Annotated in this window: 15 protein-coding genes; 11 read left to right on the top strand and 4 right to left on the bottom strand. The window is 56.2% G+C overall.

The genetic code is table 11. The features are described 5' to 3' along the window. The first annotated feature begins 3 nt into the window (after positions 1–3). The 10 genes from CJA_RS02670 to CJA_RS02630 all read left to right on the top strand — a co-directional run bounded on the left by CJA_RS02670 (position 4) and on the right by CJA_RS02630 (position 12,000). Complete coding sequence (locus CJA_RS02670; protein WP_012486225.1) at positions 4–1,641, top strand: ABC transporter ATP-binding protein; 1,638 nt, start codon at positions 4–6, stop codon at positions 1,639–1,641. After that, positions 1,631–2,722, top strand: coding sequence for an ABC transporter permease (locus tag CJA_RS02665; protein ID WP_012486224.1), 1,092 nt, complete (start codon positions 1,631–1,633; stop codon positions 2,720–2,722). Before CJA_RS02670 ends, CJA_RS02665 begins: the two co-directional genes overlap by 11 nt. A gap of 3 nt (positions 2,723–2,725) precedes the next feature. Beyond that, positions 2,726–3,652, top strand: coding sequence for an ABC transporter permease (locus CJA_RS02660; protein ID WP_012486223.1), 927 nt, complete (start codon positions 2,726–2,728; stop codon positions 3,650–3,652). A gap of 26 nt (positions 3,653–3,678) precedes the next feature. Continuing rightward, entirely contained in the window at positions 3,679–4,746 is a 1,068-nt protein-coding gene (locus CJA_RS02655; protein ID WP_012486222.1) for a BMP family ABC transporter substrate-binding protein, read from the top strand. 148 nt (positions 4,747–4,894) lie between these two features. Further along, on the top strand, positions 4,895–5,620 hold the full coding sequence (locus CJA_RS02650; protein WP_012486221.1) for a TetR/AcrR family transcriptional regulator: 726 nt from the start codon (positions 4,895–4,897) through the stop codon (positions 5,618–5,620). Continuing rightward, positions 5,617–6,996: an 8-oxoguanine deaminase gene (locus CJA_RS02645; protein WP_012486220.1), complete on the top strand. Its 1,380-nt coding sequence runs from the start codon at positions 5,617–5,619 to the stop codon at positions 6,994–6,996. The genes CJA_RS02650 and CJA_RS02645 overlap by 4 nt, the downstream gene beginning before the upstream one ends. Before the next feature lie 152 nt (positions 6,997–7,148). Then, the gene (locus CJA_RS19275) at positions 7,149–7,571 is read left to right on the top strand and encodes a hypothetical protein (protein ID WP_148208787.1); all 423 of its coding nucleotides are present in this window, start codon (positions 7,149–7,151) and stop codon (positions 7,569–7,571) included. A 76-nt stretch (positions 7,572–7,647) separates the two neighbouring features. After that, the gene (locus tag CJA_RS02640) at positions 7,648–7,881 is read left to right on the top strand and encodes an Imm32 family immunity protein (RefSeq protein WP_041550968.1); all 234 of its coding nucleotides are present in this window, start codon (positions 7,648–7,650) and stop codon (positions 7,879–7,881) included. Positions 7,882–7,981: 100 nt separating this feature from the next. Then, positions 7,982–8,467 carry a hypothetical protein gene (locus tag CJA_RS02635; protein WP_012486218.1) on the top strand — a complete coding sequence of 162 codons (486 nt, stop codon included), beginning with the start codon at positions 7,982–7,984 and terminating at the stop codon, positions 8,465–8,467. Between the two features lie 107 nt (positions 8,468–8,574). Beyond that, on the top strand, positions 8,575–12,000 hold the full coding sequence (locus CJA_RS02630; protein WP_012486217.1) for a GMC oxidoreductase: 3,426 nt from the start codon (positions 8,575–8,577) through the stop codon (positions 11,998–12,000). A gap of 66 nt (positions 12,001–12,066) precedes the next feature. On the opposite strand, the gene CJA_RS02625 is transcribed toward CJA_RS02630, so the two are convergent. Both CJA_RS02625 and CJA_RS02620 read right to left on the bottom strand, forming a co-directional pair. Continuing rightward, positions 12,067–12,705, bottom strand: a complete 639-nt coding sequence (locus tag CJA_RS02625; RefSeq protein WP_012486216.1) for a DsbA family oxidoreductase — start codon at positions 12,703–12,705, stop codon at positions 12,067–12,069. After that, on the bottom strand, positions 12,692–13,585 hold the full coding sequence (locus CJA_RS02620; protein ID WP_049765388.1) for an SDR family oxidoreductase: 894 nt from the start codon (positions 13,583–13,585) through the stop codon (positions 12,692–12,694). Before CJA_RS02620 ends, CJA_RS02625 begins: the two co-directional genes overlap by 14 nt. Before the next feature lie 113 nt (positions 13,586–13,698). Between CJA_RS02620 and CJA_RS02615 the strand changes: the two genes are divergently transcribed. Beyond that, positions 13,699–14,127 carry a winged helix-turn-helix transcriptional regulator gene (locus tag CJA_RS02615; RefSeq protein WP_012486214.1) on the top strand — a complete coding sequence of 143 codons (429 nt, stop codon included), beginning with the start codon at positions 13,699–13,701 and terminating at the stop codon, positions 14,125–14,127. Between the two features lie 99 nt (positions 14,128–14,226). Here the strand turns inward: CJA_RS02615 and CJA_RS18530 are convergent, their stop codons facing one another. Further along, positions 14,227–15,921 carry a pectate lyase family protein gene (locus CJA_RS18530; RefSeq protein ID WP_012486213.1) on the bottom strand — a complete coding sequence of 565 codons (1,695 nt, stop codon included), beginning with the start codon at positions 15,919–15,921 and terminating at the stop codon, positions 14,227–14,229. Positions 15,922–16,172: 251 nt separating this feature from the next. Continuing rightward, on the bottom strand, positions 16,173–18,965 hold the full coding sequence (galB, locus tag CJA_RS02605) for a beta-galactosidase GalB (protein ID WP_012486212.1): 2,793 nt from the start codon (positions 18,963–18,965) through the stop codon (positions 16,173–16,175). Positions 18,966–19,066 lie beyond the last annotated feature (101 nt).

The raw sequence follows: 19,066 nt of genomic DNA, 5'->3' as shown, positions 1-19,066 counted from the left end.
GTTATGTCAGAACTATCTAGAGATCTGCCCACAAAACATCCCCCGGCGCTACCGCCCGGGTCATTATCCGGCGCTGCTACAGGCACCTCACCCGACAGCTATCGCCTGCGCCTAGAGCTGATCGGCCTCACCAAGGCCTATCCCGGCTGTATCGCCAATGATTCGGTCAGCCTCAAGGTCGCCCCCGGCGAAATCCACGCCCTGCTGGGTGAGAACGGCGCCGGCAAAAGCACCCTGATGAAAATGATCTACGGTGTGGTCAAGCCCGATGCCGGGCAGATGCTGTGGAATGACAAAGAGGTGAGCATCAGCGGCCCGGCCCAGGCGCGCCAACTGGGAATGGGCATGGTGTTCCAGCACTTTTCACTGTTTGAAACCCTGACGGTGACTGAAAACATTGCCCTCTATTTAACCCCGGCCGAATACGGCAACCTGGCCCGGTTGCGCGAGCGCATTATCGCCGTGGGTGAAGACTATGGCCTGGCCATTAACCCCGACCGCCTGGTGCATAGCCTGTCCGTGGGCGAGCAGCAACGGGTGGAAATTATCCGCTGCCTGCTGCAGGACATCCAATTGCTGATCCTCGACGAGCCCACCGCGGTACTCACGCCGCCCGAGGTGGAACAACTGATCGCCGTGCTCAAAAAGCTTGCCTCCAAAGGGTGCAGCATCCTGTTTATCTCCCACAAACTGCACGAAGTTAACGCGCTCTGCGACCGCGCCACCATCCTGCGCGGGGGCAGGGTCACCGGCAGCTGTATCCCGCGCGACACCAGCCCCGGCCAAATGGCGCGGCTGATGCTGGGCGACGAGCTGGAGCTACAGGAATCCATGCCCGCCGGCCAGGCCGGTGCCTGCCTGCTCAGCCTGGAGGATGTGGAATTAACACCGCGCGATACCTTTGGCATCCACCTGCACAATATCCAACTGCAACTGCACCAGGGGGAAATCCTCGGCCTGGCGGGTGTAGCAGGTAACGGCCAGGATGAATTGGTGGATTTGTTGAATGGCGAGGTACTTGCCGACCGCGGCCAACTGCTGCTGGGTACACGCGATATAACCCGCACCGGGGTGCAGGCGCGCCGCCGCGCCGGCCTGGGTGTGGTGCCCGCCGACCGCATCGGGCGCGGTGCCCTGGGCGCCATGAGCCTGACCGAAAACAACCTGCTCACCAGCTACATTACCCAGGCCGGGCGCAGCGGCTGGCTTAACTGGAATGCCATCCGGGCGCGCGCCGCCGACATTATCCGCCGCTTTAAGGTCAAGGCCACCAGCCCCGCCGCCAGTGCCAAAAGCCTGTCGGGCGGCAACCTGCAAAAATTCATTATCGGGCGTGAAATCCTGCAAAACCCCAGGGTGCTGGTGTGTTTTCACCCCACCTGGGGCGTGGATGTGGGCGCTGCCAACCTGATCCACCAGCAGTTGATCCAACTGCGCGACAGCGGCGCCGCCATTTTGGTGATCAGTGAAGACCTGGACGAACTCTACCTGTTGGCCGACCGCCTGGGCGCCCTGTGCGGCGGACGCCTGTCGCCCCTGGCCCCCAAGGCAGAGGTATCCCTGGAGCGCCTGGGCCAATGGATGACCGGCGCCTTCACCGGCACCTCCCCTGCGGTACAGGAGCCTGCCCATGCGCATTGAAAAACGCCTGCAGGACTCGCCGCTGATGCTGTATTTATCGCCGCTGCTGGCGCTGTTGCTGACGCTGATTTCCGGTGCCCTGCTCTTTGCCCTGCTCGGTCGCCCGCCCCTGGGCAGCCTCTACACCTTTTTTATCGCCCCCATCAGCGACGGGTACGGCCTGTCGGAACTGGCGGTCAAGGTCACGCCACTGCTGCTCTGCGCTCTAGGCCTGACGCTCTGTTTTAAAGCCAAAATCTGGAACATCGGCGCCGAGGGCCAATTTGTGTTCGGCGCGCTGATCGGCGGTGCCGTCTCTCTGCAATTTGCCGAACAGCAAGGCTGGTGGGTACTGCCCGCCATTATCGCCAGTGGCGCCCTGGCAGGCCTGGTATGGGCGGGTATTGCCGCACTGCTGCTCACCCGTTTTAACGCCAACGAGATACTCACCACCATCATGCTCAACTACATCGCGGTCAACCTGCTGCTGTGGGCAGTGCATGGCCCGCTCAAGGATCCGGATGGTTTTAACTTCCCCGAATCAGCGCTGTTTGCACCCCACACCCTGCTACCGGTGTTATTTGAAGACTATCGCGTCAGCATCGCGCTGTTTATAGCGCTGTTTATGCTGGTGGTGATCTGGGTGGTCCTCAGCCGCACCCTGCTCGGTTTCCAGTTGCGCGTCATGGGCGAAAACCACCAGGCGGCGCGCTTTGCCGGGTTTAACGGCAAGGCACTCACCTGGCTGTTGCTACTGTTCAGCGGTGCCATGGCCGGGGTGGCAGCCATTTCCGAAACCAACGGCCCCGTGGGCCAACTGATTCCCACCCTGTCCCTGGGCTACGGCTATGCCGCGATTATTGTGGTGTTTATGGGCCGTATGCACCCGCTGGGGATTTTGCTCTCCAGTGGTTTGTTAGGACTGACTTACCTGGGCGGCGAGATGGCACAGATAGACCAGGGCCTGCCCAAGTCCATTACCGGGTTGTTCCAGGGCATGCTGCTGTTTTACCTGCTGGCCTGCGACCTGCTCATCAGCTACCGCCTGGTACTGAATACCCGTACCCCAGGCGCCGTTACCACCACCCCGGCCAGTGAGTAATCCATGGATATCAACCTGATTGAAAATATTTTGTTTGCCACGGTGCGCACCGGTACTCCGCTGTTGCTGGTAGCCCTGGGCGCCATGATGTCGGAGCGCTCCGGGGTGCTCAACCTGGGCCAGGAGGGCATGATCCTGGTAGGTGCCGCCTGCGCCTTTATGGCCGCTTATGGCGCCGGCAGCCTGGGCCTGGGCATCCTGGCCGGAGCGGCTGCCGGTATGGCAGTCTCGCTGATCTTTGCCTTCATCGCCCTGAGCCTGATGTCCAACCAGGTGGCCACCGGCCTGGCGCTCACTATTTTTGGCACCGGCCTGTCGGCCTTCCTCGGCGCCGGTTATGTGGGCCAGTCGATTACCGGCCTGGCCCCGGTCGCCATCCCGCTGTTAAGTGGCATTCCCCTGCTGGGCAAGGCCTTTTTCGCCCAGGATGCCCTGGTCTACCTGTCGTTTGTGCTCTTTGCCCTGGTGTGGGGAGTGATGCGCTACACCCGCCTGGGCCTGGTGATTCGCGCCGTGGGGGAAAACCCGGAGGTGGCCCATGCCCTGGGTTACAAGGTACTGCGGGTGCGCTACCTGGCGGTGATGTTCGGCGGCGCCATGGCCGGTTTGGCCGGGGCCTACCTGTCGCTGGCCTACACGCCTATGTGGTCAGAAGGCATAGCCGCCGGGCGCGGCTGGATCGCCCTGGCGCTGGTGGTGTTTGCCAGCTGGCGCAGCGAGCGGATCCTGCTCGGCGCCTGGCTGTTTGGCTTTGCCAGCATCCTGCACCTGCTGTTGCAGGGTTATGGCTACGAAATCTCCCCCAACCTGCTGGCCATGCTGCCCTACATAGTCACCATCCTGGTGCTGGTACTCATGATGTATCGCCAAAAAAACCAGGGGCTGTTTGCGCCGCGCTCCCTGGGCCACCCCTTTCACCCCTCCAAATAACCCCCCTGTAACCCGAGGAACTCCCCATGACATTGCGTGTACTCCTTCCCCTGGCAGCAGCCCTGTTGAGTTGGACCAGCGGCGCCTTCGCCGCCCCGTTAAAGGTGGGCTTTGTGTACGTCAGCCCGATTGGCGATGCCGGCTGGACCTACCAGCACGACGAAGCGCGCAAAATCGTGCAGCAGGAATTCGCTGACAAGATAGAAACCACCTATGTGGAAAGCGTGGCCGAGGGTGCCGATGCCGAGCGCGTAATCCGCAACATGGCCTCGCGCGGTTACGACCTGATCTTTACCACCTCCTTTGGTTACATGAACCCCACGCTCAAAGTGGCCAAGATGTATCCCAAGGTGAAATTCGAGCACGCCACCGGCTACAAAACCGCGCCCAACATGGGCAACTACCAGGCGCGCGATTACCAGGGCCGCTACCTGGCCGGCATGGTGGCCGGGGCCATGAGCCAAAAAGGGGTGATCGGTTATGTCGGTGCCTTCCCCATCCCGGAAGTAATCCGCGGTATCAACTCATTCATGCTTGGCGCCCAGCAAATGAATCCGGATGTCACCATGAAAGTGGTGTGGGTCAACACCTGGCACGATCCGGCCAAAGAGCGCGAAGCAGCGGAAAGCCTGATTCTGCAGGGTGCCGATGTGTTAACCATGCACACCGATTCGGCCGCCGTGATCCAGGCCGCCGAGGCACGCGCTATCTATTCCGTGGGATTCAATTCAGATATGCGCAACTATGGCCCCAAAACCCATCTCACCGCCTCCACCCAGCACTGGGAAAGTATTTATCGCACCAAGATCCAGCAAGTGATCGACGGCACCTGGCAGCCGGAAGCCATCTGGCATGGTTTGAAAGAAGGTGTGGTGGGCCTGTCGCCCATGAACGAGGTTGTGCCTAAAGAGGTTGTCGCCAAGGTCGAGCAGTATAAAATGGAAATCATCAATGGCAGCCGCGATGTATACCAGGGGCCGATCTACGACCAGGCCGGCACACTCAAAGTCGAGCAGGGCAAGGCACTCGACGATGAAGCCCTGCACAAGCAGGATTGGTATGTCAAAGGCATCGACGGCAAAATACCCAAGTGATGTTTTACGCGGGTCATTATGGCGCCGATACGCTCTCCATTGATGTTGCATACCAGGCAACCCTGCAGGGTTGCCACTGACTGCACAGCGGGTAGACAACACATGAACAGACAGGATTCGTACACACAACACAAGAGACACAATAACAATGGCTAAGCTTCTCGACACCGTATCTGACTTTAATCCCACGGAAACGCCCACGGGAAAATACAAACCGGGCAAAATTCGCGACCGCAACCTCACCAATATCCTCAATGCGGCCGAAGAGGAATTTGTACAAAACGGCTACCGCGGTACCAGCATCCAGAATATTGCCGATCGCGCCGGCATTCCCAAGGCCAATGTGCACTACTACTTTAAAAGCAAAACCAATTTATACATTGCCGTGCTGGATAACCTGATCCAGTTATGGAACGATTTTTTCGACAACATCACCGAAGATGATGACCCGGCGTGCGCCCTGGATAATTTCATCCGCAAAAAAGTCGAGCTGTCCTACACCCACCCGCGCGCCTCCAAATTATTCGCCATGGAAATGATCCAGGGCGCACCGCATCTGAAAGATTATATTCGCACGCAAATGCGCCAGTGGGTGCGCACCAAGGGCAAGGTGATTGAAACCTGGATTGAGCAGGGGCGCATGGCCAAGGTCGACCCGGTGCAACTGATCTTCCTGATCTGGTCATCCACCCAACACTACGCCGACTTCGATGTGCAGGTGCTCACCATCATGAACCGAGCCGAATACGAGCCGGATATGATCGAAGATATTTCCAACTTTTTAAGTCACATGATCCTCACCGGCTGCGGACTGGTTCCCCCTGTGCGAACCCGACAACCCAGTCCATTACCCGAAGCAGAAGCCCTCCCATGAGTTCACCGGCCGACGCGCACCACAACACCCTCTGGATCAAAAATCCCCTCGCCTGCTGGACAGGCAATGCCCTGGATGCCAGCAATGGCCTGGTTATCCAGGGCCATAAAATCATTGAGCTGGTGCCCGCAGGCCACACACCGCACACGGCGTATGATCAAACCTTCGATGCCGCCAACCATGTGCTATTACCCGGTTTGATCAATTGCCATCACCACTTTTACCAAACCCTCACCCGCGCCCTGCCCGCCGCACTCAACCGCGAATTATTTCCCTGGCTGCAAGCGCTCTACCCGGTGTGGGCCAACCTGGATGATGAGGCCATCTACGCCTCCACTCAATTGGCCCTGGCCGAATTACTCTTGTCCGGCTGCACCACCGCCGCCGATCACCACTATGTGTTCAGCAGCATCATGCCCCACGCCATAGATGCGCAGGTCGCCGCGGCCAAAACCATTGGCAACCGCGTTACCTTGACGCGCGGCTCCATGAGCCTTGGGCAATCAAAAGGTGGTTTGCCGCCCGACTCGGTCGTTGAAAGTGATGCAACCATTGTGCGCGAAAGCGAGCGTTTAATTCGCCAATACCATAACCCGGCCGAAGACGCGTTTTGCCAAATCGCCCTGGCGCCCTGCTCGCCTTTTTCGGTGACGCAGGAGTTAATGCGCGAAACCGCCACACTGGCGCAGCAACACAATGTATTGCTGCACACCCACCTGGGTGAAACCCAGGATGAAAATCAATTCTGCCTCGACCGGTTTGGTATGCGCCCGGTCGATTACCTGGAAGACACCGGCTGGCTAAGCAATCGCGTCTGGCTCGCCCACGGCATTCACTTTAACGACGACGAAATCAGCCGCCTGGGTCACGCCTGCGTCGGCGTCTGCCACTGCCCCAGCTCCAACATGCTGCTCGCTTCCGGTATCTGTCGCACACGCGATTTAACCCGTGCCGGTGCTGCTGTCGGCCTGGGTGTGGACGGCTCCGCCTCCAACGACGGTTCCAATATGATCCAGGAAGTGCGCCAGGCTATGCTCCTGCAAAAGCTCCACTACGGCTCCGCCAACTTCACCCACGAACACGCCCTGCACCTCGCCACCAGCGGCAGCGCCGCACTCTTGCACCGCCCCGAACTCGGCAGCCTGGACATCGGCAAACAAGCCGACCTCGCGCTCTTCAACCTCAACGAACCACGCTTCTCCGGCCACGGCGACCCGATAGGTGCCCTGGTCCTCTGCGGTGCCCATAAAGCCGACTATGTAATGGTCGGCGGCGAATGGAAAGTAAAAGCCGGACAACTGGTCAACACCGACCTCGCAGAGATCATGCACCGGCACGGAGTTGCAGCGCGGAAATTGCAGAAAGCGGTTGGGTAGTGATGTAAAGCAACACCAGCATCTATTTACTGAGATGTATCCACATGCACTAAAAAAGGTTCAGCCTTGCTTATATATTCAGGCATCGGAAGTGAGAAAGCATAAAAAATTACAATTAGATCACTGTGCGCCGTGATGAAAGGAAATAAAAAATGGAAAACCACAGCCAATTAGAATCAAAACCTCTACCTAGATGGGTGACTTTCCCTTTGGGAATAATTCTTTTGCCGGTTACTCTTGTATGTGTTATTGGTTCTTCAACCCTTTTATTTGTGCCTAATATTCCACCCAGTTTTTTAACAATTGCTATTGGCAGTATATTTTTAGCTGGGAGTCTATGGACATTTTATTTATCATTCCGTTTATTATTTGTACCTCCCAGAGGAGGAACCGACTTTATTTCCCCCTTTGGTTTGCGAGCAATAGCATTAGTCTTCGCCGTGATACCCATCATATCCCTTTTCCTCGGTACGTTTTGGGAAAAGCCCATAATCCACAGTATTATGACCATTGCTTATATTGGTATAGTTATTCAATTATGGGGAATGGCAAAACAAAGAGATTCAAAAAACTAAACCCAGAGAAGTATGAAAAGCATTTTAAGCGCTTTCCAATTATTCTCCCCTATCACAAAAACATTGAGACCATAAAATGGAGCTTTACGGATACGACAAACAAGCACAATCTCCAGAAGATGGCCCGATAGCATTAACGGAAGTTAGCCTGGTTGCCACACCAAAGGAATTAAGGCTTATTGCACAATTTCTCTCTTCAGCCGCAGATCGTATGGACAACATGGGAGATGGATATGGTCATGAGCACCTTGCTGATGAGGTGTCTGGATTCAAAAGCTCTCCTGACTTTATCCTATTGAGAAGCACCTAGATTAGGGCGCCAGCCTCACTTGCCATTAGGATGTTCTCTGTTCACAATCAGCAACGACCCTATTGGAATATTAACAATAACAATTTTCAAAGGTAAAACCATGCTGGATTTTTCCACACCCTATGCCTGGTTATGGCTGGTATCCGTTGTACTACTCTGTGTTGCGCTGTTTAAGCGAGATGCACCGCTGTTTTTAGCAGTAACACTACCGGCCATAGTGGCGATGAAATACGACATCCATAGCTTGATTATCGCCGCGGGGGTCAGCGTTGCCCTGGCGGCGGTTGTCTTGGGTACATTTCTGACGGTGAACAAAAAAGATCATCGAACATCCCCACTCACAGATGAGGAGACAGGGCACTCCGTGACTTTTCGGTTGCGTGTTGCTTTTTGGATTGCTGTCCCGCTTGTCTTCCTACTAAATATTGCGCTGGCATTGTTAGTGCTTCAACTGGCAGATCCCGATACCTGGTTTGAACAGTACCCGTTGATGGATGAGTTTCGTGTCATGGCCTACCTGGTGATATCGTTTATCAGCGCTCTGTGTTTGTTTACCTTGTTTGTTACCACAGAGAAAAACGCTTAACCCCCGCGCTGGATTTAACCAGGCTAACAGGGCAATTCGATCTACACTGAATCTGGCTCCTTGATAAAGCTTCTTACAAACCTTTTCGGCGTTAAACGGACTTTTATATGAAACCTATATCCTCTGATCTTTCCCTGATTAAAAAACACTATGACATTGTTGTGATAGGTTCGGGCTATGGTGGCGCGATTGCCGCATCGCGCCTGGCCAGGGCAGGCAAATCTGTCTGCCTGCTGGAGCGGGGTCGGGAAATATTACCGGGGGAGTTTCCCGACACACTCGCGGAAGCCAGTGAGGAAGTGCAGTTTCATTTACCGGACAAACACCTGGGTTCGGCAACGGCATTGTTCGATATCCATGTGGAAAAACAACAGAACGTGGTGGTGGGTTGCGGTTTGGGGGGCACGTCACTGATTAATGCCAATGTATCCCTGGAGCCTACCCGCGATGTGCTGGACAGTCCGGCATGGCCCGCCGCGATACGCAACGACCCGGAATTGATCACCGGCTTTGCGCGCGCCCGGGAAATGCTCAAACCGGTGAGCTATCCCGATACCCAACCGTCACTCAACAAACTCCAGGCGCACCAAACCTCTGCGATGAAGATGGGCGCCAAATTTTCCCGCCCACCGGTTAACGTTACCTTCACAACACCGGAGGGCGGCTTAAACCATGTTGGAGTGGAACAAAAAGCCTGCACCCTGTGTGGCGATTGTGTCTCTGGCTGTAATCACAGCGCAAAAAATACCACGCAGATGAATTATTTACCGGATGCCTGGAACCATGGTGCCGATATCTTTTGCCTGGCCAGCGTCCGCTATGTAGAAAAACAGCAACAGCAGTGGCGCATACATTACCAACAGGTAGGTGTGGGCCGCGAAAAATTTGATGCCCCCCTGTTATTTGTAGAGGCCGATATTGTCATAGTCGCTGCCGGCACCCTGGGCACCAATGAAATCCTGCTGCGCAGCCGTGCACAGGGTTTACCGGTTTCCGATCGCCTGGGCCATGGTTTTACCGGCAACGGTGATGTGCTGGGCTTTGGCTATAACTGCGACCAACCTATTAACGGCATTGGTTTTGGTACGCGCAAAACCGGTCAACAGCCCCCCGTCGGCCCCTGCATCAGCGGCATGATTGATTTGCGCGATGCCCCCATACGCTCACAAAAAATGGTGATCGAAGAGGGCAGTCTTCCCGGTGCGATGGGCTCCCTGTTACCTGGAGCCCTGGCGACAGCGGCCAAGTTAATCGGCCAGGATACCGATGACGGCATCCTGGATAATTTGCGCGAGTATGTGCGTGTACTGGAAAGTTCCATTCGCGGCCCTTACCAGGGCGCGGTGAACAATACCCAAACCTATCTGGTGATGAGCCACGACGATGGCCAGGGCCAACTGCGCCTGGTGAATGACCGCCTGCACATTGATTGGCCGGGTCTGGGCGAGCAGGACAACTTTCACGCTGCACACCACAATTTGGTCAAAGCCACCAGTGCACTGGGTGGTACTTATGTGAAAAACCCGCTCTGGTCTCCGCTGCTGCGCAATAGCCTGGTAACAGTTCACCCCTTGGGTGGCTGTTGCCTGGGAGACAATGGCAGCGAAGGCGCAGTCAACCACAAGGGTCAGGTATTCAGTGGTTCGGGTAACGAAGTGCATAAGGGCCTGTACGTCACCGATGGCTCCGTAATTCCCACCTCGCTGGCGGTGAATCCCTTACTGACCATTTGTGCCATCAGCGAACGCTGCTGTGCTTTAATCGCCAAGGATTACGGTTGGAATATTAATTACCAGTTGCCCTCCGCACCCAGGCGCGAGCATCCATCAACCAAGCCCGGCATTCGCTTTACGGAGGTAATGCGCGGCCACCTGGCGCTGGGTGTCGATGCAGGGGATGAACTGCCTCGCTTCCTGGCCGCCGAACAGCAAGGTAAGGCAAAGCGCGAGGACATCGCCTTTGCCCTGACCGTATACAGCGATGACCTGGAACAGATGCTGGCGCTGCCCAATCACCCGGCGCGCATCAGCGGAACCCTGGAAGCCAAATCGCTTTCCGCCGCACCACTGACCATTACCGACGGTGAGTTTTCATTATTTGAACGCCTGCCCAGCCCGCCGGATACACGCCAGATGCGCTATCGCATGCGCCTGCACGCTATCGATGGCAGCGAGTATTTTTTTGATGGATTCAAACTGATTAAAAACGATGCGCAATTATTCGAGTTGTGGACAGATACCACCACGCTCTATGCCAACATCTATCGCGGCCAGGACACAACCGGCACCCTGGTTGCCAAAGCGGTATTGCATATTCGCGCCGCTGATTTTTTACGGCAATTGACCACCCTGAAAATTACCCGGGTAAATGACAAGCTGGAGCAATTGCGCCACACCGCACGCTTCGGGCGTTTTTTTGCCGGGGTATTGTATGAAACCTACGGTGGTGTGTTTTACAAAGCCGACAACCAGCAATTACCTCCGCGCAAAAAGCGCCCGTTGCGCGCCCCGGCACCGGAGATCTATCCGGTCAAGACGGAAGATGGCCTCGACTTGAGCCTGACGCGCTATAGCGGCGGCACCAAAGGCCCTGTGCTGTTGGTACATGGCCTGGGTGTGGCATCGAGTATTTTTTCCACCGATATGATTGAGACCAACCTGGTGGAATTCCTGGTTGCGCATGAATACGATGTGTGGCTGTTTGATTATCGCGTCAGTATTTTATTGCCGACAGCCAGGTTGGCGTGCAATGGCGACCAGGTCGCCCGCTTTGATCACCCCGCCGCAGTTGCCAAAATTCGTGAGGTTACCGGTGCTGCCAGTGTGCAGGCATTGGTGCATTGTTATGGCTCGACTACCTTTTTTATGTCGATGCTGGCCGGACTGCAAGGTGTGCGCTCTATTGTCAGCTCACAGATTGCTGCCGATGTGGTTGTACCTACGGCGACAGCCATCAAAACCGGCTTGCACATTCCCAGCTTCCTCAAGCGCCTGGGTGTCGATTCGCTAACAGCACGCCTGCCCGAGGATGGCGGCTCACTGCTCACCAAACTCTACGACAAAGCCCTTGATATCTATGCCCTGGCCGAAGCCCAGGGACGCTGCAATAACGACTCCTGCCACCGCATTACGTTTATGTATGGCTCGCTCTACCAACACGATCGCCTGAACGATCTACTGCATACCCACCTGGATGAATTATTTGCCGAAGCCAATATCGAAACCCTGGAGCACTTAGCCGCGATTTGTCGCGCGGGGAAATTGGTAAATGCCAAGGGCGATGACAGTTATCTACCGCACCTGGATCGCTTGAACCTGCCCATCCTGTTTATTTCCGGTGCCGATAACGCATGCTACCTGCCGGAAAGTACCCGGCTCACCTACGACAAACTGTGCCAACGTTTTGGCAACCACCAATACCGGCGCGAGGAAATTCCGGGCTATGCCCATATCGATTGTATTTTTGGTGACAGGGCCGCCACGGATGTCTATCCGTTGATGCTGGAACATTTGGAGGCAAGCTGTCGCCCCTAGCAATCGCCACATGGACAATCACCAAAACGCAGGGCACCGCCTGGACTGATGACGGTGCCCTGCCGTTTAGGCATGCAATAAATCCTGCAGGGCCTTTTCAAACACCGCCACAGGTTGTGCCCCTTGCAGCAATTGCTGGTGATTAATCACCGTACTGGGCACCGCGTTAATACCGGCCTGCTGCCACTGTTGTTGGCGCTGACGAACCTCGTGCGCAAACTCATCGCCCGCCAACACCTCGGCAGCGCGATCGCTATCCAAACCAATGGATTTGACCAACTCCACCAACACAACATGATCGCTGGTATTGCGCGCCTGCCCCTGGTAGGCCTGGATCAGCGCACGATAGAGCGCATACTGGCTGCCTGCCGGGCACTCCACTGCGGCCCAATGCAGCAGGCGCTGTGAATCAAAGCTATTCCACAAACGCTCGCGCTCGGCAAAGTGAAAACCCAAGCCTTCACCCAACTGGCGCAGGCGCTGGTGGATGTCCTCGATTTGCGCTAACCCCATACCATGGCGTTTACTGAGATACTCCACCAGGTTAACGCCGTCCGCGCCCAACTGTGGGTTGAGTTCAAACGGCTGGATTTCTACCAGTTGCGCGGGGTCCTGCCCCAGGCGGGCCAGGGCAGAATCCAGCGCAATAAAGCCCAGTGTGCACCAGGGGCAATTGATATCCGCTACAAAATCAATGCGCGGCATTATGTCCCCCTTGTGCCTGATGTTCGCCTCGTATAAGAGTCTGGCGAATTACCTCTGCCAAGGGTGTAGTGGAACGGCCAATCAATTGGCTGAGCTGGCGGCTATCGTCGAACAAGGCACCTTGGGCAGCACTGGCATCGGATGAGGCGAGCAGGTCTGCCAGCCCGTCCGGTAAACCGGCCCCCACCAGGATCTTGCGGAATTCCGCTTCGGGCAGGTTTTGGTAGCTGATCACCTTACCGGTTTGGCGGGACAACTCCGCCGCAAACTCGGCCAACGAGTAAGACTCATCGCCCGCCAGTTCATAGATTTTTCCAGCCTGGTCCGGACGGGTGAGCACTTCTACTGCCGCAGCGGCATAGTCCACACGCGCCGCGGAGGAAATACGCCCGTTGCCGGCACTGCCCAGCAATGCACCAAATTGCAGGGCACTGGGAATACTGGCGGCATAGTTTTCGGTGTACCAGCCATTGCGCAAAAACGCCCAGGGGATACCGGATGCACGAATCAATTCCTCGGTAGCGTTATGCTCCACCGACAGGGCCATGGTACCGGTATCCGTGTGCAGCAGGCTGGTATAGGCGATAAACTTGACGCCGGCCTTTTTCGCCGCCTCAACCAGGTTGCGGTGTTGCTCCAGGCGCTGCCCCACCTCACTGCTGCTGATCAACAGTAACTTTTCCACGCCCTGCATCGCATCGGCCAGCTCTTCTGGCCGGGTGTAGTCCGCCTGGCGCAGGCTGACGCCGCGTGCACGCAAATCTGCCCCTTTCGCCGGGTTGCGCACCAGGCCGACCAGCTGGCTGGCGGGAACCTTGTTTAACAACGCATCAATCACAAGACGGCCAAGCTGGCCGGTGGCACCGGTAATCGCAATCATACATACCTCAACAAAATAAGCAGTGACAGTAAAAATAGACTTGAGGGTTGCAACCTGTGGAGGCAGAATAGCAACATCACTAACAAATAGTAAGTACGAACAAAAAGGTAAGTATGAAAATTGTCGCACAAACGCCCATTCCCGCCCCGGAAGAGCTGGCACAGGCCGGAATGACCATCGCGGAGATGCTGGAACAGGGCAATGTATTTGCCCATCAATGTCCGTCGCGCCTGATCCTCAACCACGTCACCAGCCGCTGGGGTGTCCTGGTGCTGGTTGCACTGCTCGACGGTACCCACCGCTTTAGCGAGCTGCGCCGCAAGATCGGCGGCGTCAGCGAGCGCATGCTGGCGCAGACCCTGCAATTACTGGAAGGCGATGGTTTTGTCGCGCGCCACGCCCTGCCGGTAGTTCCCCCCCATGTGGAATACACCCTGACCCCGCTGGGGCAGGAAATCGGCGAAAAGGTGCGCAGCCTGGTGGAATGGATAGAGGGAAATTTGGGGCGTATTAACCTGGAAAACCTGGCAGACACCGAGTAGTACCTCACGCGCAGCACCTGGGGCACTCACCCCATCCCCATTTACCATTACGCCGACTCACGTCGGCGCAATGGATATCTCTGTCAGGCGTTACCTATATCAGTCATTCACAATAGCCAGCTTACCTGCCCCGGCATAGGCGGGAACCAGGGTTGGCAACACCGACGCGCTGTTAATGCTGTATGGGTAGAAATCCCTCGGCTCAAACGCCTGGCTGTTATTCACCTGTAACAGCCATTCGGCATTGGGATTAACCAATCTCACGATATTGTCATGGGTAAAAATCACCCGGGCATTGCGATCACTGTCTTCACTCACAACATACAGCTCACCACTGTCGACCCAGATATGGTTGGCCTCCAGGTAAAGCTCAGACTCAGGCCCCGCCAGGGCAATATAGGAGATCTGGCGATTGGGCCCGGTTTTGTCGTTAAAGAAATAATTATTAAAGATATGCGCCTTGCCAAAGCGCACACGCGGATGGCGCTGATGGGTATTTTCAAAATAATTGTGATGATAGGTGACGTGCAAACGCCCGGAGTCCTGGAGCGCATTGCTGTCCACATGGCCTAGCAACATGGTCTTGTTGTATTGATAAAAATGGTTCCAGGAAACCGTTACCCAATCGCCGCCGCGTTTCACATCAACCGCGCCATCAATTCGACCCATCAACGTGGAGTTGGGTGCGCTGTAAATAAAGGTATTGTGATCCACCCAGACATGATGTGAAAAACACTCAACAGTCACCGCATCCGCATCGGGATTTGAACCGGCGTCATACACATCGCGGAACGTCAGGTTGCGAATAATCACGTTGGAAACATAGGCCGTATTGGCGTTATAGGCATCCGAGCAACCAATGCTGCCACCCACCCGAAAACCAATTTGTCTTAGCGTTGCATTACTGCCCACCCCCACAATGGTTTTGTTAGAGGTCACATTAAATTTCACATAACCGGCAGGCGGCTGGATGCTGCCCTCCACCTGGATGACATAGGGCGCACTGGCAGTGACATAGTGCTGCAACTGCTCGAAGGTGGTGACTCTAACAACCTCACCACCGGCGCCACCGGTTGTTGTCGGCACCCCCAGGGCAGAGACCGCCGCAAAACCGGTCATGGAAAAATCCGGCACTTCACTGACAGGAACACTGGAAGAGGATCGGCTTGATGAAGAAGGCGTTGATGAAAAAAGACTGGAGGAAACCGACGAGCTCACTACAGTACCGGCAGAGCTGCTGCTCGACAGGCTGGCAATATGACTCGACGATTGCACTGTGACGGACGAGCTTGATGATGAGACACCGACCGACGAGCTGGCACTGCCGCAAGCACCGCTCACAGCACCGCCATCCACTGCCATAAAATCAATATTGGCGATTTCCTGTGAGCCGGTTGCGCGCAACCTGAGCTGGTTAACACCGGCGACTAAATTCACGGTTTTGGTGACCGTATTCCAGGATGATAAAGATGCCGTGCGCGGAAATGACAGGCTGCCGGAAGAACCATTCACCACCAAAGCCGCACTGGTTGACCCCCGGTTCGCATAACGAAAACTGACGTTATAACTTCCCGCCGTCGCTACGTTAATTTGATAGCTGATCCCCTGCCCGCCGGCATTGTGGATATCGACATAACCCGCCCCGGTGTAACCGCTGTGCGCCGTGCTGATAACACCGTCATAACTGCAAAATCCCGGATCATTTTCCTGGATCGTGATGGCAGCAGCATGAGACGACAATACAGTTGAAGCCAGCGCCAGGACAGCACCGGATAGAAATTTTTTACACATCATAGAAACCTCGGCGATTCGTTATTGATATTGGCGACCGAATTTTTTGACGCGTATTTATGATTGGATTTTTGCCTAAACCTAGCGGCCGGGTTGTCGAGGTGTCAATCGTTATGCTGATGGAGTACTCAAAGTCTGAATCAGGTCTCAGAGTAAAGACGATCGAAATCAAGTGTTAGACGCAATCGCACAAAACACAGCGCGATCGCGTCTACTATTTTTTAAATTTTCAAGCAAGCGTATTGGCTGCAAATTTAAGGCGTAGCCTGCACAACCAACTCGCCGGCCGCCAATCCATCGCTGGTCGCCTTCAGGGTAATTTTTCCCGGCCCCGTGGCGCGCACGATGACCAACGCCAAACCATGGAACGCGGGGCGCTGGTGTGACACAAAGGGCACAAAGCTGGTGGGGTCGCCATTGTCGGTGGCGACAATTTCCCCCGGCCCTTCCAGGCTAAAGCGGAGTTCATTCATCGCGAGCGGATTGAGTAAACCATTTTCATCGCGAATGCTGGCGGTAATAAACGACAAATCCACTCCAGCGCTGCCAATCTGCGCGCGGTCAGCTTCAAGTTTGATCGCAGCAGCAGGGCCTGTGGTTTGCACACGCTGCTCGGCCCAGGGTTTACCGTCCTTATAGGCCACGGATTTTAATTCACCCGGCTGGTAAAGCACCTCATCCCAGCGCAGGCGGTATTCGTACTCGCCTTTTTGTTTGCGCCCAAGGGATTGGCCATTGAGGAACAACTCGGCTTCATCACCCGAGGTAAACAGGTGTACCGGGGTCACCTGGCCCTCGCGCCCTGGCCAATTCCAGTGGGGCAGTATATGCACCATAGGCAACTCCGGACGCCAGGCGGCCTGGTAGAGGTAGAAACGGTCTTTCTTGAAGCCCGCCAGGTCGATCACCCCAAAATAGGAGCTGCGCGCAGCATAGTAAGGCGTAGGTTCGCCCAGGTAATCCCAACCGCTCCAGATAAACCCGCCCGCCACATAGGGGTGACGCGCCAGGGAACCCAATACCTTGTCAGCAGAGGAGCCAAAGGGCGCGGTATAGAGTTCATAGGCACTGACCTGGTGGCGCACCGGGTCACCGCCGGCACCATCGGCGACAGGCGCGCTGATGCCATCCACCACCGGGAACAGGTATTCGCCGCGCGAACTCACCGCTGCCGCGTTTTCGCTGCTGAAAATCGCCTTGTCGGGAAAGGCCGCGTGGAACGCCGGATAAAGCGGTTCCGTGCGTATGCCCTGCAAGTGGCTGTAGGCCGGTGCATTGCGAATGCCTTCACCCTGGTAGTTGAGGCTAATGGTATCCATCACCGCAGTGATGGGCATCTGGGGCTTGGCATAGTTGAAGGAAGCGGCCGTGGGACGGGTACTGTCTTCCTCTTTGACGATGTCGTGCAGGCGGCGCGCAATTACCGCTCCCGCCTCATCGGTGTATTGCTCACCCACTTCGTTACCCACACTCCACATAATCACCGAGGGATGATTGCGGTCGCGGCGGATAAGCGAGCGCAGGTCCGCCTCGTACCAATCGGGGAAGATCAAATGGAAGTCGTGGGCGGTTTTTTTGCGCTCCCAGGAATCGTAAATCTCGTTGACCACCAAAAAGCCCATGGCATCCGTCAATTCCAGCAGCTCCGGCGCAGGCGGGTTATGGGCCAGGCGAATGGCGTTGACGCCCATCTCGCGCAGTATTTCCAACTGGCGCTCGGCAGCGCGACGGTTAAAGGCTGCGCCCAGGGCACCCAGGTCGTGGTGCTGGTTAACACCCTGCAAATAAATCGCCTCACCGTTCACCAACACGCCCCTGGTGGGGTGAAACTCCAGTTGGCGAATACCAAAGCGGGTGTCGTAGGTATCTACCAACTGTTCACCCACATAAACCGAAGTGTGGGCCAGGTAGAGGTTCGGCACTTGCTGGGGCAATGGCCCCCAGAGGCGCGGATTGGCAAGGCGCAGCTCACCGCTCAGCAAGGCCGAGCTGCCCGCCGCCAGGGTTTGCGGCCCGGTGATCACCTGCCCCAGGCTCTCCCCCTCGCGCTCGCCCCGGGTATTGAGGGCGTAGATGTGTGTGGTGGTGACCAGGGTGACATCTCTGAGGGACTGGTTGTCCACTGTCACATCCACCGCAATACGGGCAGAGGCGCTGGATACCTCGGGCGTCGTTACCCGTGTCCCCCATTGGGCCACATGCACAGCCTGGGTTTTGGTGAGCCAGACATTGCGATACAGGCCACCGCCCGGATACCAGCGCGCTGAGTGATTGGGGTTGTCCAGGCGAATAGCGATCTGGTTATCGGCCCCGGCTTTCATATAGGGGGTCAGGTCCAGGCGCCATGAGTTATAGCCATAGGGCCAACCGCCGGCCAATTGGCCATTGACCCACACCATGGCATAGGACATGGCACCCTCCACATCCAGGAACAGGCGCTTGCCCACATCGCTGGCGGGAATATTCAGGGTTTTGCGGTACCAGGCCACACCGGGGCTGGGCAAGCGCCCCATGCCACCGCCGACGAGCGCCGGTTCACCCTCATAGAAAGGCCCGGCAATGGCCCAGTCGTGGGGCAGGTTCACCATCTGCCACTGGCTATCATCGAAGTCGGCCTGCACCAGGGGGAAATCCCCACCGGGGTTACCTTGAGGACGCGTATGGTGTTTGGCCGGATCGGCAATGAAGGGGTTGGCACTGGGCAATATCCAGGGCTTGAGCACCTGCTGGTTGCGCTCAACAGAGACTGCTTCGGTGGGTTTGCTGTCGGCGTCCTTGGCATCGTTCTCATTAATGACCTCGGGGCGTACATCGTAAATCAGTGCATCGGATTTGCCCTCGGGGTACTTCATAAAACGCCAGCCGCTGTTGAGCAGTATCCGCTCACGCGGGCTGGTATCGGCTGCCTGCGATGCCTGAGCGGCATCCCCCGGACGATCACTGCATGCCCCCAGCATCAGGCCAAGCACCAAGACAAGGATAAGCCAACAGTGGGAATAGGAAAGAGAGCCGGCGGTATCCCCGGCACTTCTCGAAAAGAGCTGCATATCAAGCCTCATTTTCTTATAGAAATCATAAATCAATGAACTTGTATACTAGTCTTACAATATCAATATTGTCAAAACAACCATTAGCAGCTTGGGATTAA

The organism is Cellvibrio japonicus Ueda107, from assembly GCF_000019225.1.
GTDB lineage: Bacteria > Pseudomonadota > Gammaproteobacteria > Pseudomonadales > Cellvibrionaceae > Cellvibrio > Cellvibrio japonicus.
Note: the sequence above shows the minus strand (reverse complement) of the source record. Positions and strands in the feature narration are given on the sequence as shown.